The following is a 17,625-nucleotide window of genomic DNA, read 5'->3' as shown; positions in this document are numbered from 1 at the left end:
TCGCCAGTCGATCTACTCGTGAGTAGCATCCTGTCCATGGCAGACACGCAGCAGGTTGAGGCGGACCAGAAGGCGGACCAGAGGGCCGAGCGCAGGGTCGCGCGCCTCGCCAGGCAGATCGGCGGCTTCGCCAAGGCCCACGGCGGTGCCGAGGGCCAGGTGGCCCACATCGGCGAACGCGGCGCCCGCATCGTCCTCGTCGGCGAGGACGGCGGCTGGGGCGACCTGGTGGCCCCGAGCACCGAGATCGCCCGGCAGGCGGTCGAGAAGGCCGGCATCACCGTCCACGAGTCCTTCGACGGCGAGTTCGCGGCGAAGGTGACGACGGGCCCGTACGAGTGGAAGCGCATGGCCGGTATCCAGATCGGCGGCTGACCGGCTGTTTTCGGGGGCGCGGGGCTGTGTCGACATGCGGCTCCGCCGCGCGGGCGCGACCAGCCGCACGTGGTCCCCGGCCGCCGTGCAACCGGTACCACCCACTTCCGACCGCGACCTCAGTCCTGTTCACCCGTTAAGACGGTCAAGTAGCCGTCCACGGGGGAGCCCGGATGATCGAGACGCCGTCCTTGGTGGACCAGTACTGCCACGGAGTGCTCCGCACCGAGCTGGGCCTGGGCACCTTCGAGGCCCAGCTCGCCCGCACCGAAGGCCCTCCGGCCCCCGGCACCACCCTCTTCGACACCCAGACCGGTTTCGCGGTACGACGCTGGTGCCCCCCGCTCCTCGGCCTGGAGCCGCACTGCCCGCCCGCCCGCTACCTGGCCCGACGCCGTGAACTCGGCGTGCTGGAGGCGGCCCGCCGGCTGCTGCGCGGCACCGGCATCACCACCTACCTCGTCGACACCGGCCTTCCCGGCGACCTCACCGGCACCGCCGAGATGGCCTCCACCGGGGCCGCCGAGGCCCGGGAGATCGTCCGCCTGGAGCTCCTGGCCGAACAGGTCGCCGACACCTCCGGCACCGTCGAGTCGTTCCTCGCCAACCTCGCCGAGTCGGTGCACGGCGCGGCGGCGAACGCGGTGGCCTTCACCTCGGTCGCCGGACTGCGGCACGGCCTCGCCCTGGCCCCCGAGCCGCCCGGACCCGGTGAGGTGAGAGGCGCCGCGGGCCGCTGGCTGGCGGGCCGCCGGGTCGGCGGCGAGCTGACCGACCCGGTCGTGCTGCGGCACCTCCTGTGGATCGCCGTGGCCTCCGGTCTCCCGCTCCAGCTGCACGCGGGCCTCGGCGAGCCCGGCGCCCGGATCGACCGTACCGACCCCGTCCTGCTGACCGACTTCGTCCGGGCCACCGCCGGCCTGGGCACCGACCTGGTCCTGCTGCACGGCTATCCCTACCACCGGCACGCCGCCCACCTGGCCGGCGTCTTCCCGCACGTGTACGCCGACTCGGGCGCGGCCCTGGTGCGCACCGGCGCCCGGGCCGCGACGATCCTCGCCGAGATCCTGGAACTGGCCCCCTTCGGCAAGATCCTCTTCTCCAGCGGCGCCCACGGCCTGCCCGAACTGCACGTCGTCGGCGCCCGCCTCTTCCGCGATTCCCTCGCCCGGGTGCTCGGCGGCTGGGTCGCCGAGGGCGCCTGGTCACTGGGCGACGCGCAGCGCGTGGCCAAGCTGATCGCGGCGGGCAACGCGAGACGGGTGTACGGGCTGGAGTGACCTGTACAGACTGAGCGCATGGACACGGAGACGTTACTGACCCGGTTCGTCGGCGAACTGTCGGTGCTGGACCCGGTCGCCGCCTGGGCACACGGCTCGCTCGCCGCCGGTGACTACCAGGAGGGCCGCAGCGACCTGGACCTGATCGCGGTGCTGCCGGGACCGGTGACCCCGGCCGTCGCATGGCGGGTCGCCGTGGCACACGCCCGCCTGCGCGCGCTGCCGCTCGCCGCCGGCCTGCACTGCACCTATCTGACCCCGGGAACCGCGGACGACGCCACCCGTCGCCACCTGACCTGGGCGCACGAGCAGTTGTTCAGGCGGCCGGTCACCCCGGTGGCCCGGCGTGAGCTGCACACCTGCGGGCGGGTGCTGCAGGGGCGGCCGCCCGGGGCGCTGCTGCCACCGGTCTCGGACCGGGAACTGGCCGACTTCGTCGTCCGCGACCAGCGGGACTACTGGCGGCCCGCCGTCGACAGGGCCCCGCTGTGGACCCGGCACGTCTGGGTCGACGTCGGGATGACCACGTTCGCCCGAGCCACGGTCACCGCGCGCGAGGGCCGGCTGATCTCCAAACGCGAGGCGCTGGACCTGCTGCCGGGGCTCGGGGCGCCCGTCGAGGTCGTCGAGGACATCCGTGGCCGCCGCTACGGCGCCCCCGCGCCGCCCACCGAGGAGTGGACGGCGCGCAGGGCCCGGCTGACCCGGGACTACCTGGGGCCGGCGATCGACGCGCTCACGGCGTCGGTGTCGTACGACTGAGCGGGCAGGCCGGGGTCGGCCGCCACGCCGGCGCGTTCCCGCAGGGAGAACAGCACCCGCAGCACGCCGATCCACACCAGGCAGGAGCCGAACATGTGCAGGCCCACCAGGACGGTGGGCAGGTGCGTGAAGTACTGGACGTATCCGATCACGCCCTGGCCGAGCAGGATCAGGAACAGGTCACGGACGCGGTCACGCGGCCCCTGGGGCGCGCCGACGCCCTTGAGGAAGAACCACAGGGCGAACGTCAGCGACACCACGATCCAGGCCAGCACCGCGTGCAGCTCGGCGACGCCCTCCCAGCTGACGTCGATGCGCTCCACCTCGCCGGAGTCGCCCGGATGCGGGCCGGCCCCGGTCACCACCGTGCCCACCGCGATGAGCAGCAGCGACACGGCCACCAGGGCCCACACCAGCTGCTGCACGGCCTTGCCGACCAGCAGACGCGGCTCGCCGTCGCCCTCGCGGGTGCGCTGCCACATCAGGGCGGCGACCGTGATGAGGGCGGTCGCCAGCAGGAAGTGCGCGGCGACGGTGTACGGGTTCAGGCCGACGAGCACCACGATGCCGCCGAGGACCGCGTTGCTCATCACGAGCCAGAACTGCGCCCAGCCCAGCCGGGTCAGGCCGCGCCGGTACGGCTTCTCGGAGCGGGCGGCGATGATCGCCCAGCCGACCGCCGCGCACAGCACATAGGTCAGCATGCGGTTCGTGAACTCGATGGCGCTGTGGTAGCTCAGCGCGGTCGTCGGGGTCAGCGAGCCGTCGGTGCACTCGGGCCAGGTCGGGCACCCGAGGCCGGATCCGGTGAGCCGGACCGCGCCGCCGGTGACCACGATGACCACCGACATCACGAGTGCGGCGAGGGCCGCGCGCCGGACGGTTGGGGGATCCGGGGTCCAGCGGCCGGCGATGAAGGCGAGCGGGTTGCGCACGGCCGCTACGGCATCGGCGAGGGTCAGCTTTGGCACGGGACCATCGTAGGGGGACGCTTGTGCACGAATTCACGTGGGTGCCCCGCCGGGCGCGACCGCCGGCTGTGACGCGAGCGGCGGCGCGCTGCCGAGCACCTCTTCGATCCGAACACGGGAGGTGGTCTTCCCGCCGCGTGCGCCTCTCATTCGTACGGGTGACAGCAGGGCGTCACCCGTCGCGCCGCGCAGGACCGGACCGCGTCATCCCCTCGTCACTCCCAGCGGAAGAACCGTGCCGCCGCCCCCAGCCCCAGCACCGCCCACACCGCGAGGATCCCCAGGTCGCCCCACGGGATTCCGGCGCCGTGGCGCAGGACGTCGCGCAGGCCGTCCGAGAGGGCGGAGACGGGGAGCAGGCCGAGCACGTCCTGGGCGCCGCCGAACTTGTCCAGCGGGACGATGACCCCGCCGCCGACGAGCAGCAGCAGGAAGACCAGGTTGGCGGCCGCGAGCGTCGCCTCCGCCTTGAGGGTGCCCGCCATCAGCAGCCCGAGGCCGGAGAACGCGGCCGTGCCGAGGACCAGGAGGAGCAGGACGGCCAGCGGGCTGCCGTGCGGGGACCAGCCGAGGGCCAGCGCGATCACCGTCAGCAGGATCACCTGGAGGGTCTCGGTGACCAGGACCGACGCCGTCTTCGCCGCCATCAGGCCCCAGCGGGGCAGCGGCGAGGAGGCGAGCCGCTTCAGGACGCCGTAGCGGCGCTCGAAGCCGGTCGCGATCGCCTGGCCGGTGAAGGCGGTGGACATCACCGCGAGGGCGAGGATGCCCGGGGCCAGGAAGTCGACCGACTTCCCGGCGCCGGTGTCCACGATGTCCACCGAGCTGAACAGGACGAGCAGCAGTGTCGGGATCACGACCGTCAGCAGCAGCTGCTCGCCGTTGCGCAGCAGCATCCTGGTCTCCAGGGCGGCCTGCGTCGCGATCATGCGGGGCAGCGGGGCGGCACCCGGCTTCGGGGTGTAGGTGCCCGTCGCGGTGGTCATGAGCGCAGCTCCTTGCCGGTCAGCTCCAGGAAGACGTCCTCCAGCGTGTGCCGTTCGACCGAGATGCGGTCGGGCATCACCCCGTGCTGGGCGCACCACGAGGTCACCGTCGCCAGCAGCTGGGGATTGACCTTGCCCATGACCCGGTAGGAGCCCGGGGTCAGCTCGGCGGCCGAGGAGTCGGCGGGCAGCGCCTTGAGCAGCGAGCCGACGTCGAGACCGGGGCGGCCGGAGAAGCGCAGGGTGTTCTCGGCGCCGCCCTTGCACAGCTCCTCGGGGGAGCCCTGGGCGATCACCCGTCCGGCGTCGATGACGGCGACGTCGTCGGCGAGCTGCTCGGCCTCGTCCATGTGGTGGGTGGTGAGGATCACCGAGACGCCGTCGGTGCGCAGGTCCCGCACCAGGTCCCAGGTGGCCCGGCGGGCCTGCGGGTCGAGGCCGGCGGTCGGCTCGTCGAGGAAGACCAGTTCCGGGCGGCCGACCACGGCCATGGCGAGCGCGAGGCGCTGCTGCTGGCCACCGGAGAGCCGGCGGTAGGAGGTACGGCCGCAGCCGCCGAGGCCCAGCCGCTCGATCAGCGCGTCCACGTCCAGCGGCTGCGCGTGCAGCCTGGCCACGTGCCGCAGCATCTCGTCCGCGCGGGCGCCCGAGTAGACACCGCCGGACTGGAGCATCACGCCCACTCTGGGGCGCAGCTCGGCGGACTGGCGCACGGGATCGAGGCCCAGGACGCGCACCGACCCGGAATCCGGTCGGCGGTACCCCTCGCAGGTCTCGATCGTCGTCGTCTTGCCCGCTCCGTTGGGGCCGAGCACGGCGGTCACCCCCGGGCGGGCCACCAGGTCGAGGCCGTCCACGGCGGATTTCGTACCGTACCGCTTCACCAGGTCCCGCACCTGGACCACGGGCTCACTTCGCATGGAGACAGAGTCTAGGTACGGCAGCCGTCACCCGGACGGCCGGGTACTAGATCTCCTCCTCACGGGGTCGGTGCACGGCCAGCCATCGCTCGGCATAGGCCACCGCCTCACGCACCGGGAAGAGCCGGGCCGCGGCCGCGCCGACCGTCGCGCGGACGACGGCGGGCCGGTCGCGTTCGAAGTCGTGACCCAGTTCGTCGAAGCGGTCGGAGGTGATCGACACCTCGGTCACCACCTCCCAGCCGCCGCCCGCGGCGGGCCGGCCGACCCGGACGCGGGGTGACGGTATCCGGTACTCGGCGAGGTGGAAGGCGGTGCAGGTGGCATAGCCGGTGCCGAGCATCAGCACACGTGCGTCCAGTGCCTCCAGGCGGCCCAGCGGGCTCCGCTCGCCGAGCCGGCAGTCGGCGGCGTGGCCGCCGACGATCTCGGCCGCCCGGGGGCCGACGGCGGCGAAGGAGGTCTGCGGATGTGCGCTGCGCAGAGCGCCCGGCCAGGTCCGCACGGTCTCCGGGAGCACGCCGACCCCGCGCGCCGGGGTGATCCGGGGGTCGTACGCCGGCATGGTCGCCCGGATGTCCGCCCACCACTCCTCGGGGACGGGCGGGTCGCGCCAGACCGCCGGGTCCGAGAGGTCGCCGGTCTGGGTGGGGACCACCAGGGTGCCGTCCGGACCGAGCGCGTCGAGAAGACTTTCGACGACCGCAACGGCTCCGCCGTTGACCCATCCGAGGGAGCTGAGCGAGGTGTGCACGAGGAGGGTTTCGCCGGCCTCGACACCGAGCTGCCGAAGCTGCTTCGCGAGGGTGTCCCGGGTGACAAGAGGGCCGGTCGGAGGGGGTGTGGGCATGAGTGTGGAGTGTTGCGGACGGGGCCGCCGGACGCCACCGGATTGCCTGGGGGGTGATCGGTCGGAGATCGTTTGCGCAGGTCAGATTAGGTATGCCTAAGTGACGCAGGGCACCGTCCGGCGGTCCGGACGCCGCTTGCCTGGCTCTGAGGAATTACGCAACAATGGCGTTGTGAAAAACGTCGGCGAGGCTCGGGAGACCCCCACGGGGACCCCGCAGGAGGAACTCGCGACCGGTGAGCGCTCGACGCGCAACCGGGTCGCGCGGTCGATCCTGGACCACGGGCCGTCGACCGTCACCGAGTTGGCCGGACGCCTGGGCCTGACCCCGGCGGCCGTACGCCGGCACCTGGACGCCCTGGTCGCCGACGATGTCGTGGAGCCTCGCGAGCAGCGGGTGTACGGAGCGCGGACGCGTGGCCGCCCCGCCAAGGTCTTCGTCCTCACCGACTGCGGCCGCGACGCCTTCGACCAGTCCTACGACACCCTCGCCGCCGACGCGCTGCGCTGGATCGCCGAGCAGGGAGGCGGTCAGGACGCCGTCGCCGCCTTCGCGCGGGCCAGGATCGCCGCGCAGGCGAGCGCCTACCGCAAGGCGATCGAGGCCGTGAGCCCCGACGACCGCACGGAAGCGCTGGCCAAGGCCCTGAGCCGGGACGGGTACGCTGCAACGGCGCGCACCGCACCGGTCGGCGAACAGCTGTGCCAGCACCACTGCCCGGTCGCCCATGTCGCGGAGCAGTTCCCCCAGCTGTGCGAGGCGGAGACGGAGATCTTCGCCGAACTGCTCGGAACGCACGTCCAGCGGCTGGCGACCATCGCGCACGGCGACGGCGTCTGCACGACGTTCATCCCCAAGATTTCCACTGACGCATCTGCTAGCACGGCCGGGAGGAACCCCGCATGACTCTCCCCACGGAGACTGCCCACCCCGAACTCGAGGGCCTGGGCAAGTACGAATACGGCTGGGCCGACTCCGACACCGCCGGCGCCTCCGCCAAGCGCGGCATCAACGAGGATGTCGTCCGGGACATCTCCGCGAAGAAGTCCGAGCCGGAGTGGATGACCAAGCTCCGCCTCAAGGGCCTGCGCCTCTTCGAGAAGAAGCCGATGCCGAACTGGGGTTCCGACCTGTCGGGGATCGACTTCGACAACATCAAGTACTTCGTGCGCTCCACGGAGAAGCAGGCGGACTCCTGGGAGGACCTGCCCGAGGACATCAAGAACACCTACGACAAGCTGGGCATCCCGGAGGCGGAGAAGCAGCGCCTGGTCGCCGGTGTCGCCGCCCAGTACGAGTCCGAGGTCGTCTACCACCAGATCCGCGAGGACCTGGAGGAGCAGGGCGTCATCTTCCTGGACACCGACACCGCGCTGAAGGAGCACCCGGAGCTCTTCAAGGAGTACTTCGGCACGGTCATCCCGGTCGGTGACAACAAGTTCGCCTCCCTGAACACCGCGGTGTGGTCGGGCGGCTCCTTCATCTACGTGCCGAAGGGCGTGCACGTCGAGATCCCGCTCCAGGCCTACTTCCGGATCAACACCGAGAACATGGGCCAGTTCGAGCGGACCCTGATCATCGTCGACGAGGGTGCCTACGTGCACTACGTCGAGGGCTGCACCGCCCCGATCTACAAGTCGGACTCGCTGCACTCCGCGGTCGTCGAGATCATCGTCAAGAAGAACGCCCGCTGCCGCTACACGACCATCCAGAACTGGTCGAACAACGTCTACAACCTGGTCACCAAGCGCGCCGTCGCCTACGAGGGCGCGACCATGGAGTGGATCGACGGCAACATCGGCTCCAAGGTGACGATGAAGTACCCGGCCGTCTACCTGATGGGCGAGCACGCCAAGGGCGAGACCCTCTCCATCGCCTTCGCGGGCGAGGGGCAGCACCAGGACGCCGGCTCCAAGATGGTCCACATGGCGCCGAACACGTCGTCCAACATCGTCTCGAAGTCGGTCGCGCGCGGCGGCGGCCGTACCTCCTACCGCGGCCTGGTCGAGATCGGCGAGGGCGCGGCCGGGTCCAAGTCGAACGTGCTGTGCGACGCGCTGCTCGTCGACACCATCTCCCGCTCGGACACCTACCCGTACGTCGACGTCCGCGAGGACGACGTGTCCATGGGCCACGAGGCGACCGTCTCCAAGGTCTCCGAGGACCAGCTCTTCTACCTGATGAGCCGCGGTCTCTCCGAGTTCGAGGCGATGGCCATGATCGTGCGCGGCTTCGTCGAGCCCATCGCGAAGGAACTGCCGATGGAGTACGCGCTGGAGCTCAACCGGCTGATCGAGCTGCAGATGGAAGGCGCGGTCGGCTGACCCCACCGCCCCCTCCCCGCAAGCCACTTACGGAACGGAAAGCGAGCACTACGACAGCCATGGCTGAGGCTCAGTACACACCGGTGGGCTCCACCACCGCCGGCTCGATCGCGGTCGCCGCCGAGTCGACCGTCGCCACGCGCACGAGCGCGCCGCCCTCCTTCGACGTGGCGGACTTCCCGGTCCCGCACGGCCGCGAGGAGGAGTGGCGGTTCACCCCGCTGGAGCGCCTGCGCGGTCTGCACGACGGCACCGCCGTCGCGACCGGTGAGGGCGTCAAGGTCGCCGTCGAGGCCCCCGAGGGCGTCACCGTCGAGCTGGTCGGCCGCGACGACCCCCGGCTCGGCCGGGCCGGTACCCCCGTGGACCGCGTCGCCGCCCAGGCCTACTCCGCGTTCGAGCAGGCCGGTGTGGTCACGGTCCCCAAGGAGACCGTCCTCACCGACCCGATCCGCATCGCCGTGCACGGTGAGGGCGGGGTCGCCTACGGCCACCAGGTGATCGAGCTGGGAGCCTTCGCCGAGGCCGTCGTCGTCATCGACCACACGGGTGACGCCGTGCTCGCCGCCAACGTCGACTACCTGCTGGGCGACGGCGCCAAGCTGACCGTCATCTCCGTCCAGGACTGGGACGACAAGGCCGTGCACGTCGGCCAGCACAACGCGCTGATCGGCCGGGACGCCACCTTCAAGTCGTTCGTGGTCACCTTCGGCGGCGACGTCGTACGCCTGCACCCGCGCGTCGCCTACGCCGGCACCGGCGGTGAGGCCGAGCTGTTCGGTCTGTACTTCACCGACGCGGGCCAGCACCAGGAGCACCGGCTGCTCGTCGACCACAACACCCCGCACTGCAAGTCGAACGTGGCCTACAAGGGCGCGCTCCAGGGCGAGCAGGCACACGCGGTCTGGATCGGCGACGTCCTCATCGAGGCCAAGGCCGAGGGCACCGACACCTACGAGATGAACCGCAACCTGGTCCTCACGGACGGCGCGCGCGTCGACTCGGTGCCGAACCTGGAGATCGAGACGGGCGAGATCGTCGGCGCCGGCCACGCCTCCGCCACCGGCCGTTTCGACGACGAGCAGCTCTTCTACCTGATGGCGCGCGGCATCCCGGAGCACGAGGCCCGCCGCCTGGTGGTCCGCGGCTTCTTCGCCGAGCTGGTCCAGCAGATCGGTGTCCCGGACATCGAGGAGCGGCTGCTCGCCAAGATCGAGGAGGAGCTGGAGGCCGCGGTCGCATGACAGCCCCGACAGCGTTCGTACGCGCCTGCGGCCTGAGCGAGCTGGAGGACGACACCCCGAAGCGGGTGGAACTCGACGGCACGCCGGTCTCGGTCGTCCGCACCGAGGGAGAGGTGTTCGCGATCTACGACATCTGCTCCCACGCCAACGTCTCGCTCTCCGAGGGCGAGGTGGAGGACTGCCAGATCGAGTGCTGGCTGCACGGCTCCAGCTTCGACCTGCGCACCGGCAAGCCGTCCGGCCTCCCGGCCACCCGCCCCGTCCCCGTATACCCCGTAAAGATCGAAGGGGACGACGTGCTCGTCTCCCTCACCCAGGAGTCCTGAGGCTATCCATGGCAACGCTTGAAATCCGAGACCTGCACGTCACCGTCGAGGCCGACAACGCCACGAAGGAGATCCTCAAGGGCGTCGACCTGACCGTGAAGCAGGGCGAGACGCACGCCATCATGGGCCCCAACGGCTCCGGCAAGTCGACCCTCGCCTACTCGCTCGCGGGTCACCCGAAGTACACGATCACCGACGGCACCGTCACCCTCGACGGCGAGGACGTCCTGGAGATGTCCGTCGACGAGCGCGCCCGCGCGGGCCTGTTCCTGGCGATGCAGTACCCGGTCGAGGTCCCCGGCGTGTCGGTCTCCAACTTCCTGCGCACCTCCGCCACCGCCATCCGCGGCGAGGCCCCCAAGCTGCGCACCTGGGTGAAGGAGGTCAAGGAGGCCATGGAGCGCCTGAACATGGACCAGTCCTTCGCCGAGCGCAACGTCAACGAGGGCTTCTCCGGCGGTGAGAAGAAGCGCCACGAGATCCTTCAGCTCGAACTGCTCAAGCCGAAGATCGCGATTCTCGACGAGACGGACTCGGGCCTCGACGTCGACGCCCTTCGCATCGTCTCCGAGGGTGTCAACCGCGTCCGCGAGACCGGTGAGGTCGGCACCCTGCTGATCACGCACTACACGCGCATCCTGCGCTACATCAAGCCCGACTACGTCCATGTCTTCTCCGGCGGCCGGATCGTCGAGTCCGGCGGCGCCGAACTCGCCGACAAGCTGGAGAACGAGGGCTACGAGGCATACACGAAGGGCGGCGCATCCGCGTGACACAGCTGCCGGGCCTCCTCGACACCGAGGCGATCCGCAAGGACTTCCCCGTCCTGGACCGACTGGTCCACGACGACCGGAAGCTCGTCTACCTGGACAACGCGGCGACCTCGCAGAAGCCGCGCCAGGTGCTGGACGCCCTGAGCGAGTACTACGAGCGTCACAACGCCAACGTCCACCGCGGTGTGCATGTGCTCGCCGAGGAGGCCACGGCGCTGTACGAGGGTGCGCGTGACAAGGTCGCGGAGTTCATCAACGCGCCCAGCCGCGACGAGGTGATCTTCACGAAGAACGCCTCCGAGTCCCTGAACCTCGTGGCGAACATGCTCGGCTGGGCCGACGAGCCCTACCGGGTGGACCACGAGACCGAGATCGTCATCACGGAGATGGAGCACCACTCCAACATCGTGCCGTGGCAGCTGCTCGCGCAGCGCACGGGCGCGAAGCTGAAGTGGTTCGGCCTCACCGACGACGGCCGCCTCGACCTGTCCGGCATCAACGAGATCATCACCGAGAAGACGAAGATCGTCTCCTTCGTGCTGGTGTCGAACATCCTGGGCACCGTCAACCCGGTCGAGGCGATAGTCCGCCGCGCCCAGGAGGTCGGCGCGCTGGTCTGCATCGACGCGTCCCAGGCCGCACCTCACATGCCTCTCGACGTCCAGGCCCTGCAGGCCGACTTCGTCGCCTTCACCGGCCACAAGATGTGCGGCCCGACCGGCATCGGTGTCCTGTGGGGCCGCCAGGAACTCCTGGAGGACCTGCCTCCGTTCCTCGGCGGCGGCGAGATGATCGAGACCGTGTCGATGCACTCGTCGACCTACGCTCCCGCTCCGCACAAGTTCGAGGCGGGCACCCCTCCGATCGCCCAGGCGGTCGGTCTCGGCGCGGCCATCGACTACCTGAACGCCATCGGCATGGACAAGGTCCTCGCCCATGAGCACGCACTCACCGACTACGCGGTGCGGCGGCTCGCCGAGGTCCCCGATCTGAGGATCATCGGCCCCACCACGGCCGAGGACCGGGGCGCCGCGATCTCCTTCACCCTCGGCGACATCCACCCGCACGACGTGGGCCAGGTCCTCGACGAGCAGGGCATCGCGGTCCGGGTCGGCCACCACTGCGCGCGTCCGGTCTGCCTGCGGTACGGAATTCCTGCGACCACGCGAGCGTCGTTCTATCTGTACTCCACGCCGGCCGAGATCGACGCACTGGTCGAGGGGCTGGAGCACGTACGGAACTTCTTCGGCTGAAGGGCGTGAACTGAGACCGTGAAGCTGGACTCGATGTACCAGGAAGTCATCCTGGACCACTACAAGCACCCGCACGGGCGTGGTCTCAGGGATGGCGACGCCGAGGTGCACCATGTGAACCCGACGTGCGGCGACGAGATCACCCTCCGCGTGAAGTACGACGGCACGACGATCGAGGACGTTTCGTACGAGGGCCAGGGCTGCTCGATCAGCCAGGCGAGCGCCTCCGTACTGAACGACCTGCTGGTCGGCAAGGAGCTGGCCGACGCGCAGCGGATCCAGGCGACCTTCCTGGAGCTGATGCAGTCCAAGGGCAAGCTCGAACCCGATGACTCGATGGAGGAGGTGCTGGAGGACGCGGTCGCGTTCGCCGGTGTCTCCAAGTACCCGGCCCGGGTCAAGTGCGCCCTCCTGAGCTGGATGGCGTGGAAGGACGCGACGGCTCAGGCGCTGGGCGGCGCGGCCGACGCCGAAAGGAAGACGGCATGAGCGAGACCGTTGAGATGAAGCCGGCCTCCGAGGAGGAACTCCGCGAGGCCCTGTACGACGTCGTCGACCCCGAGCTGGGCATCGACGTGGTCAACCTCGGCCTGATCTACGGCATCCACATCGACGACGCGAACATCGCGACGATCGACATGACCCTGACCTCGGCGGCCTGCCCGCTGACGGACGTGATCGAGGACCAGGCCAAGTCCGCCACGGACGGCCTCGTCAACGAACTGCGCATCAACTGGGTCTGGATGCCCCCGTGGGGCCCCGACAAGATCACCGACGACGGCCGCGAGCAGCTGAGGGCGCTCGGGTTCAACGTCTGAGACCCGCACACACGAAAGCGGCGGCACCGGTCTGGTGCCGCCGCTTTCGCGTGCTTCACGACAGGGGATCCACCAGGCGGAACGCCGAGTCCGCTCGGTAGAGGTCGCTGTTCTGGTAGGAGACCAGTTTCAGCTGGAAGTTCTGGTGGCGCAGGAAACGGCCCGGGTAGTTCACCGACTCCAGCAGGACCGCGCCGGAGTAGGCCGAGGTACGGGCGCAGAAGGTGGCGTCCTGGCGGAAGAGGGGCGAGCCGTCGCTGCGGTCGGCGCGCAGCACGAAGTCGCGGTGGCGCAGGTACTTCCCGTCGGACGTCCGGAACGAGTAGCAGGAGCTGTTCGCGAGGCCGTTGACGACGGTGAACGTGGAGTCCCCGCGGGACTCCGAGCCGCCGACCGGGTCGAGCTTCACGTAACCGTCGCTCACATGCCAGTAGCGGTCCGGGTAGTTGACCGAGCGGACCGACCTGAGGGTGGGGGACTGCGGTGCGGACCCGCCGCCGGACCCGCCCGAGCCGCCTGGACCGCCCGAACTTCCCTTAGAAGGGGCGGACTTGGTCGGCTTCGTGCTGGACGGCGAGGTCTTCGCGGTGGTGCCGGGTGCCGTGGCCGACGCCGTGGCGGAGGCGGACACGGTCGGCGAGGTCGTCGGCATGCTCGACTTGTCCTTGCCGGGTACGGCCGGTCCCGGCGCCGTCGGCGAGGCGAAGGAGAGCAGCCCGGGGCCGTGGTCGAGGGCCGCGCCGGCCGACGGGGCGGCTGACGTCTGATCAGATGGGTGGTGGCCGACGGCTGTCGCGGTGACGCAGGCGACGACCGTGGCTATCGCCAGCGTGCCGGCCAGCCAGAGCCTCCGGGTCCCGGGAGACCGGGAGGTGTCGGGGACCCAGCCGTTCTCCCAGGAGGGGTGCGGCGGGGGTTGGGGGGTGGTTTGTGGCATGCGCTTTTTCCTCCAGCGGCGCCAGGGCAGCGGCGGCCGGGGGTGTGAGGGTGGTGTGGATGGAGTGTGAAGTGACGGTGGGTCACCGAGGTGCACACACTAGTGGAGTCGCGCGGCCGCGGGGAGTCGTTTCAGTGAGCGGTTTCTATGAGAGTTGAACATCTTTGCGTGACGTGGGGGAGTTCGGCCGCGGATCCCGATGCGCACCCGTGCCCGCAGCGCGACACGGGTGTTGTGTACGGCCGTACACAACGGTGCGTACACTCGTACACATGGGATACCTGACGCTCGCCGGCGCCATAGCCGCCGAGGTCGCCGCGACGACGGCGTTGAAGTACAGCGAGGGCTTCAGCAGGCTCTGGCCCTCGCTCGTGACGGCACTGGGATACCTCCTGTCGTTCCTGCTGCTGGCCGCGACGCTGAAGACCGTGTCGATCGGCACGGCGTACGCGATCTGGTCCGGCGTGGGCACCGCGGCCATCGCCGTGCTCGGCCTGCTGCTGTTCGGGGAAGGGCTGAGCCTGGTCAAGGTCGCCGGGATCGTGCTCATCGTCTGTGGAGTGGTGGTCCTCAACCTGGGAGGCGCGCACTGATGCCACGCCGTTACGATCCCGACCGCAGGCAGCGGATCATCGAGGCGGCGATCCGCGTGGTGGGGGAGAAAGGGCTCGCCGGGCTCTCCCACCGCTCCGTCGCAGCCGCCGCGGACGTGCCGCTCGGCTCCACGACGTACCACTTCACGACCCTCGACGAACTGATGGTCGCCGCGCTGCGGCAGGCCAACGAGGGCTTCGCCAAGGTGGTCGCCGCGTACGGCGGCCTGGACGACCCCGCGGCGGATCTCGTCACCGCCCTCGCCCGGATCCTCGGCGACTGGCTGAGCGGGGACCGTACCGCCGTGGAGCTGGAGTACGAGCTCTACCTCGCCGCCCTGCGACGCCCGGCGCTGCGACCGGTCGCCGCCGAGTGGGCCGACGACCTGGCCGAACGGCTGGCCCGGCGCACCGACCCGGTCACCGCGCGGGCACTGGTCGCGCTGATGGACGGGATCTGCCTCCAGGTGCTGCTGACCGGGACCCCCTACGACGAGCGGTACGCGCGAGAGGTGCTGGGCCGCGTGATTCCCTGAGCCGGACGGAACGCGTCCGCCGCCCCCTTCCCGGCGACCCGCACGCACCGACGCATCAGGGAGAGCCCTCGTGGGCGGACCGCCGCCGGCCACGGCACAGGCGGGGCACGACGCGGAGACCGTCGCCCAGTCACTGGAACAACCGGAGCTCTCCGCCGGGCTCTACGATCGCCACGCGCCCGACATCCACCGGTCCGCGGCACGCAGGCTCGGCAACACCGCGGCCGACGACATCAACACCACCGCGGACATCTTCCGGATCCGCTCCCGCTACGACCTCGCGCGCCCGTGGCTGGACGGCATCGCGGGCAACCTGATCGGCAAGCAACGCCGGACCGGGGCGCGGGCGCTCAGGGCGCTGGCCCGCACCGGCAACGACCCCGTCGCCGCGTCCTGGAGCGAGACCTGGGTCGAGCACGCGGACAACCGGATCGACGCGCAGGGCCCGCTCGCCGGCGCGCCGGCCGCGCCGTCGGCGGGCGACCGGCACGTCCTGCTGCCCGCCGCCCGGGCCGACCTCGCCTACCAGGAGGTCGCCGAGGCGCCGGACATCCCGGTCGGCCCGGTCCGCTCCCGGCTCAACCGGGCCCGGCGCAAGGTACGTACGGCGCTGGGCGCCGATCCGGCGTTCGTGGTCGACACCGTGGAGGTGCTCCAGCGATGGACGAGATGACCGAGGTGCGCGCCCTGCGCGCCCCCACGCCGGTACCGGTCCGGGCCCGGCTGGCGGCGGGACGCGCCCGGCTGGCCGACGCGGCAGGGGCCCGGGAACGGCGGCGAAACGGCCGGTGGCGACCGGAGTCGTGATCGTCGCGGTCGTCGCCGCGGTGACCGCCGTTGCCTCACCGCGGCCCTGCTGGTGGGCGGGGGCGGCACGGGACGCAGGGTGCGGCCCGCGGCGCCGGACATCGACCCGAAGGGGCTGAGCGCGCACCACTTCCTGGAACGGGCCGCCGACGCGCTGGACAAGCAGCCTGCGGGCACCGAGCCCACCGGGAAGCAGTGGATCTCCACGAACGTGGTGCCGGTCCCCGACGGACGGACGAGTGAGCGCTTGGTCCGGTGCAACGGCGAACCACAGGCCTGTCACCCGGCGGCCGGCGACACCAGACCGGCCGACGGCGAGGGGACGCTGCGGGCACTCCGTGACTGGAACGCCGTCAGCGACGACGGAATGAAGGGGCCCGGGGGCCAGGCGTGGGACGTACAGGGAGATCAGCGTCCTCCTCGGTTACAGACCCATGCCGCCCGCGGCGCTGGCCTCGCTGTACCGCGCGCTCGCGCTGCCGGTCAAGGGGAACGTCACCGACCACCTGGTCGACACGGTCACCGGCCGCAAGCCGTCGCCCTGACCAACTGTCTCGCCGTGGACGACCCGGAACTGCCCCGGAACAAGGCCGAGCTCAGGCCCAGTCTGGTGAAACAGACGCTGATCGACCCGCGGACCTACCACGTCGTGGGCCGGCGCCGGTTCGTGGACGGCAAGGTCGCCGGCACCGACGAACTGGTCACGACGGCGGTGGTGGACAAGGCCGGCGAGTGTTCCTGACCCCACCCGCGCTCCCGGGCGGCCCGCACCGCAGGGGAGTGCGGGCCGCCCGGCCGGTCTTCACGGCCCGGCCGCCGAGACGCCCCGCACGCTGGTTCGCCTCCCCGGCCCCCGGCCGGTTAGGTTGCCCTCATGACCGACACGACTGCTCTTCGTCCCACCGGCGCCGTGGCCGCCGGGCTCGCCACCGTCGCCGCCGACGGCACCGTTCTCGACACCTGGTTCCCCGCCCCCGCGCTGGTCGCCGAGCCCGGCCCGGCCGGCACCGAGACGCTCTCCGCCGAGCAGGCCGTGGAACTCCTCGGCGAGGGCGCGGCCAAGGCGGTCGGCCCGGACCCCCGCCGCAACGTCGAGGTCGTCGCGGTCCGTACGGTCATCGCCTCGATCGACGAGAAGCCGATCGACGCGCACGACGTCTACCTGCGTCTGCACCTGCTCTCGCACCGTCTGGTCAAGCCGCACGGCCTGAGCCTGGACGGCCAGTTCGGCTTCCTCGCCAACGTCGCCTGGACCTCCCTCGGCCCGGTCGCCGTCGACGAGATCGAGACGGTCCGGCTGAACGCCCGCGCCGAGGGCCTGCACCTCCAGGTGACCTCGATCGACAAGTTCCCGCGGATGACGGACTACGTCGTCCCCAAGGGCGTGCGCATCGCCGACGCCGACCGGGTCCGCCTCGGCGCGCACCTCGCCGAGGGCACGACCGTCATGCACGAGGGCTTCGTCAACTTCAACGCCGGCACGCTCGGCACCTCGATGGTCGAGGGCCGCATCTCGGCCGGTGTCGTGGTCGGCAACGGCTCCGACATCGGCGGCGGCGCGTCCACCATGGGCACTCTGTCCGGCGGCGGCAACGTGATCATCGCCATCGGCGAGCGCTGCCTGGTCGGCGCCGAGGCGGGCGTCGGCATCGCCCTCGGCGACGAGTGCGTGGTCGAGGCCGGCCTGTACGTCACGGCCGGGACCCGGGTCACCATGCCCGACGGCCAGATCGTCAAGGCCCGCGAACTGAGCGGCGCCTCCAACATCCTCTTCCGCCGCAACTCGGTCACCGGCAGCGTCGAGGCCCGCCCGAACAACGCGGTCTGGGACGGCCTGAACGAGATCCTGCACAGCCACAACTGACGGAA

General features: G+C 70.9%; 23 protein-coding genes. 18 read left to right on the top strand and 5 right to left on the bottom strand.

Going from position 1 to position 17,625, the window contains the following annotated elements; translation table 11 throughout:
* Positions 1–36: 36 nt before the first annotated feature.
* From ACZ4O3_RS16130 to ACZ4O3_RS16120, 3 genes are all read left to right on the top strand, one after another.
* Positions 37–375: a hypothetical protein gene (locus tag ACZ4O3_RS16130; RefSeq protein ID WP_467722582.1), complete on the top strand. Its 339-nt coding sequence runs from the start codon at positions 37–39 to the stop codon at positions 373–375.
* Between the two features lie 173 nt (positions 376–548).
* The gene (locus ACZ4O3_RS16125) at positions 549–1,655 is read left to right on the top strand and encodes an amidohydrolase family protein (RefSeq protein ID WP_467722580.1); all 1,107 of its coding nucleotides are present in this window, start codon (positions 549–551) and stop codon (positions 1,653–1,655) included.
* 18 nt (positions 1,656–1,673) lie between these two features.
* Entirely contained in the window at positions 1,674–2,417 is a 744-nt protein-coding gene (locus ACZ4O3_RS16120) for a nucleotidyltransferase (protein ID WP_467722578.1), read from the top strand.
* On the opposite strand, the gene ACZ4O3_RS16115 is transcribed toward ACZ4O3_RS16120, so the two are convergent.
* The 4 genes from ACZ4O3_RS16115 to ACZ4O3_RS16100 form a co-directional block, all read right to left on the bottom strand.
* On the bottom strand, positions 2,366–3,388 hold the full coding sequence (locus ACZ4O3_RS16115) for a COX15/CtaA family protein (RefSeq protein WP_362729420.1): 1,023 nt from the start codon (positions 3,386–3,388) through the stop codon (positions 2,366–2,368). The genes ACZ4O3_RS16120 and ACZ4O3_RS16115 overlap by 52 nt on opposite strands.
* 215 nt (positions 3,389–3,603) lie before the next feature.
* Positions 3,604–4,374 (bottom strand): ABC transporter permease, encoded by a 771-nt coding sequence (locus tag ACZ4O3_RS16110; RefSeq protein WP_467722576.1) that lies wholly within the window; start codon positions 4,372–4,374, stop codon positions 3,604–3,606.
* Entirely contained in the window at positions 4,371–5,294 is a 924-nt protein-coding gene (locus ACZ4O3_RS16105; RefSeq protein WP_384988097.1) for an ABC transporter ATP-binding protein, read from the bottom strand. Before ACZ4O3_RS16105 ends, ACZ4O3_RS16110 begins: the two co-directional genes overlap by 4 nt.
* Before the next feature lie 46 nt (positions 5,295–5,340).
* Positions 5,341–6,144 (bottom strand): AAC(3) family N-acetyltransferase, encoded by an 804-nt coding sequence (locus ACZ4O3_RS16100; RefSeq protein ID WP_384988099.1) that lies wholly within the window; start codon positions 6,142–6,144, stop codon positions 5,341–5,343.
* A 172-nt stretch (positions 6,145–6,316) separates the two neighbouring features.
* Between ACZ4O3_RS16100 and ACZ4O3_RS16095 the strand changes: the two genes are divergently transcribed.
* Genes ACZ4O3_RS16095 through ACZ4O3_RS16060 form a run of 8 tightly spaced genes read left to right on the top strand, consistent with a single transcriptional unit; the run spans position 6,317 to position 12,883 of the window.
* Complete coding sequence (locus ACZ4O3_RS16095; protein ID WP_362721417.1) at positions 6,317–7,051, top strand: helix-turn-helix transcriptional regulator; 735 nt, start codon at positions 6,317–6,319, stop codon at positions 7,049–7,051.
* Entirely contained in the window at positions 7,048–8,469 is a 1,422-nt protein-coding gene (sufB, locus tag ACZ4O3_RS16090) for a Fe-S cluster assembly protein SufB (protein WP_467722573.1), read from the top strand. The genes ACZ4O3_RS16095 and sufB overlap by 4 nt, the downstream gene beginning before the upstream one ends.
* A gap of 59 nt (positions 8,470–8,528) precedes the next feature.
* Positions 8,529–9,713, top strand: coding sequence for a Fe-S cluster assembly protein SufD (sufD, locus tag ACZ4O3_RS16085; protein ID WP_362721414.1), 1,185 nt, complete (start codon positions 8,529–8,531; stop codon positions 9,711–9,713).
* On the top strand, positions 9,710–10,039 hold the full coding sequence (locus ACZ4O3_RS16080) for a non-heme iron oxygenase ferredoxin subunit (protein ID WP_351326261.1): 330 nt from the start codon (positions 9,710–9,712) through the stop codon (positions 10,037–10,039). Before sufD ends, ACZ4O3_RS16080 begins: the two co-directional genes overlap by 4 nt.
* 8 nt (positions 10,040–10,047) lie before the next feature.
* The gene (gene sufC, locus ACZ4O3_RS16075) at positions 10,048–10,812 is read left to right on the top strand and encodes a Fe-S cluster assembly ATPase SufC (protein ID WP_467722571.1); all 765 of its coding nucleotides are present in this window, start codon (positions 10,048–10,050) and stop codon (positions 10,810–10,812) included.
* Positions 10,809–12,065 (top strand): cysteine desulfurase, encoded by a 1,257-nt coding sequence (locus tag ACZ4O3_RS16070; RefSeq protein WP_362721408.1) that lies wholly within the window; start codon positions 10,809–10,811, stop codon positions 12,063–12,065. The genes sufC and ACZ4O3_RS16070 overlap by 4 nt, the downstream gene beginning before the upstream one ends.
* Before the next feature lie 18 nt (positions 12,066–12,083).
* Positions 12,084–12,554 (top strand): Fe-S cluster assembly sulfur transfer protein SufU, encoded by a 471-nt coding sequence (sufU, locus tag ACZ4O3_RS16065; protein ID WP_362721405.1) that lies wholly within the window; start codon positions 12,084–12,086, stop codon positions 12,552–12,554.
* Entirely contained in the window at positions 12,551–12,883 is a 333-nt protein-coding gene (locus ACZ4O3_RS16060; protein ID WP_037743875.1) for a metal-sulfur cluster assembly factor, read from the top strand. The genes sufU and ACZ4O3_RS16060 overlap by 4 nt, the downstream gene beginning before the upstream one ends.
* Before the next feature lie 55 nt (positions 12,884–12,938).
* Here ACZ4O3_RS16060 and ACZ4O3_RS16055 read toward each other — a convergent pair whose 3' ends face one another.
* Positions 12,939–13,307, bottom strand: a complete 369-nt coding sequence (locus ACZ4O3_RS16055; protein ID WP_467722570.1) for an AbfB domain-containing protein — start codon at positions 13,305–13,307, stop codon at positions 12,939–12,941.
* 127 nt (positions 13,308–13,434) lie between these two features.
* On the opposite strand from ACZ4O3_RS16055, the gene ACZ4O3_RS16050 reads away from it, so the two are divergent.
* The 7 genes from ACZ4O3_RS16050 (at position 13,435) to dapD (ending at position 17,620) form a co-directional block, all read left to right on the top strand.
* Positions 13,435–13,650, top strand: coding sequence for a hypothetical protein (locus ACZ4O3_RS16050; RefSeq protein WP_467722568.1), 216 nt, complete (start codon positions 13,435–13,437; stop codon positions 13,648–13,650).
* A 442-nt stretch (positions 13,651–14,092) separates the two neighbouring features.
* Complete coding sequence (locus ACZ4O3_RS16045) at positions 14,093–14,413, top strand: DMT family transporter (protein WP_362721396.1); 321 nt, start codon at positions 14,093–14,095, stop codon at positions 14,411–14,413.
* Positions 14,413–14,949: a TetR/AcrR family transcriptional regulator gene (locus tag ACZ4O3_RS16040; protein WP_384988110.1), complete on the top strand. Its 537-nt coding sequence runs from the start codon at positions 14,413–14,415 to the stop codon at positions 14,947–14,949. Before ACZ4O3_RS16045 ends, ACZ4O3_RS16040 begins: the two co-directional genes overlap by 1 nt.
* Before the next feature lie 70 nt (positions 14,950–15,019).
* Positions 15,020–15,622, top strand: coding sequence for an RNA polymerase sigma factor (locus ACZ4O3_RS16035; protein WP_467722567.1), 603 nt, complete (start codon positions 15,020–15,022; stop codon positions 15,620–15,622).
* A complete protein-coding gene (locus ACZ4O3_RS16030; RefSeq protein WP_467722566.1) occupies positions 15,610–15,756 on the top strand; it encodes a hypothetical protein in 147 nt (48 codons plus the stop codon). The genes ACZ4O3_RS16035 and ACZ4O3_RS16030 overlap by 13 nt, the downstream gene beginning before the upstream one ends.
* Before the next feature lie 559 nt (positions 15,757–16,315).
* Positions 16,316–16,498 (top strand): hypothetical protein, encoded by a 183-nt coding sequence (locus tag ACZ4O3_RS16025; RefSeq protein ID WP_362723747.1) that lies wholly within the window; start codon positions 16,316–16,318, stop codon positions 16,496–16,498.
* A gap of 132 nt (positions 16,499–16,630) precedes the next feature.
* A complete protein-coding gene (gene dapD / locus ACZ4O3_RS16020) occupies positions 16,631–17,620 on the top strand; it encodes a 2,3,4,5-tetrahydropyridine-2,6-dicarboxylate N-succinyltransferase (RefSeq protein WP_362723750.1) in 990 nt (329 codons plus the stop codon).
* The last annotated feature ends 5 nt before the right edge of the window (positions 17,621–17,625 follow it).

The sequence above is a fragment of the Streptomyces sp. NPDC026515 genome (genome assembly GCF_055567595.1).
The sequence above is the reverse complement of the archived record's forward strand: the minus strand, read 5'-3'. Positions and strand labels throughout refer to the sequence as shown.

Coding starts and splice junctions, on each gene's coding strand:
- ACZ4O3_RS16030 (WP_467722566.1), top strand. CDS start 15,610: ATGGACGAGATGACCGAGGTGCGCGCCCTGCGCGCCCCCACGCCGGTA.
- dapD (WP_362723750.1), top strand. CDS start 16,631: ATGACCGACACGACTGCTCTTCGTCCCACCGGCGCCGTGGCCGCCGGG.
- ACZ4O3_RS16040 (WP_384988110.1), top strand. CDS start 14,413: ATGCCACGCCGTTACGATCCCGACCGCAGGCAGCGGATCATCGAGGCG.
- sufB (WP_467722573.1), top strand. CDS start 7,048: ATGACTCTCCCCACGGAGACTGCCCACCCCGAACTCGAGGGCCTGGGC.
- ACZ4O3_RS16105 (WP_384988097.1), bottom strand. CDS start 5,294: ATGCGAAGTGAGCCCGTGGTCCAGGTGCGGGACCTGGTGAAGCGGTAC.
- ACZ4O3_RS16045 (WP_362721396.1), top strand. CDS start 14,093: ATGGGATACCTGACGCTCGCCGGCGCCATAGCCGCCGAGGTCGCCGCG.
- sufD (WP_362721414.1), top strand. CDS start 8,529: ATGGCTGAGGCTCAGTACACACCGGTGGGCTCCACCACCGCCGGCTCG.
- ACZ4O3_RS16130 (WP_467722582.1), top strand. CDS start 37: ATGGCAGACACGCAGCAGGTTGAGGCGGACCAGAAGGCGGACCAGAGG.
- ACZ4O3_RS16110 (WP_467722576.1), bottom strand. CDS start 4,374: ATGACCACCGCGACGGGCACCTACACCCCGAAGCCGGGTGCCGCCCCG.
- ACZ4O3_RS16100 (WP_384988099.1), bottom strand. CDS start 6,144: ATGCCCACACCCCCTCCGACCGGCCCTCTTGTCACCCGGGACACCCTC.
- ACZ4O3_RS16080 (WP_351326261.1), top strand. CDS start 9,710: ATGACAGCCCCGACAGCGTTCGTACGCGCCTGCGGCCTGAGCGAGCTG.
- sufC (WP_467722571.1), top strand. CDS start 10,048: ATGGCAACGCTTGAAATCCGAGACCTGCACGTCACCGTCGAGGCCGAC.
- ACZ4O3_RS16060 (WP_037743875.1), top strand. CDS start 12,551: ATGAGCGAGACCGTTGAGATGAAGCCGGCCTCCGAGGAGGAACTCCGC.
- ACZ4O3_RS16125 (WP_467722580.1), top strand. CDS start 549: ATGATCGAGACGCCGTCCTTGGTGGACCAGTACTGCCACGGAGTGCTC.
- ACZ4O3_RS16120 (WP_467722578.1), top strand. CDS start 1,674: ATGGACACGGAGACGTTACTGACCCGGTTCGTCGGCGAACTGTCGGTG.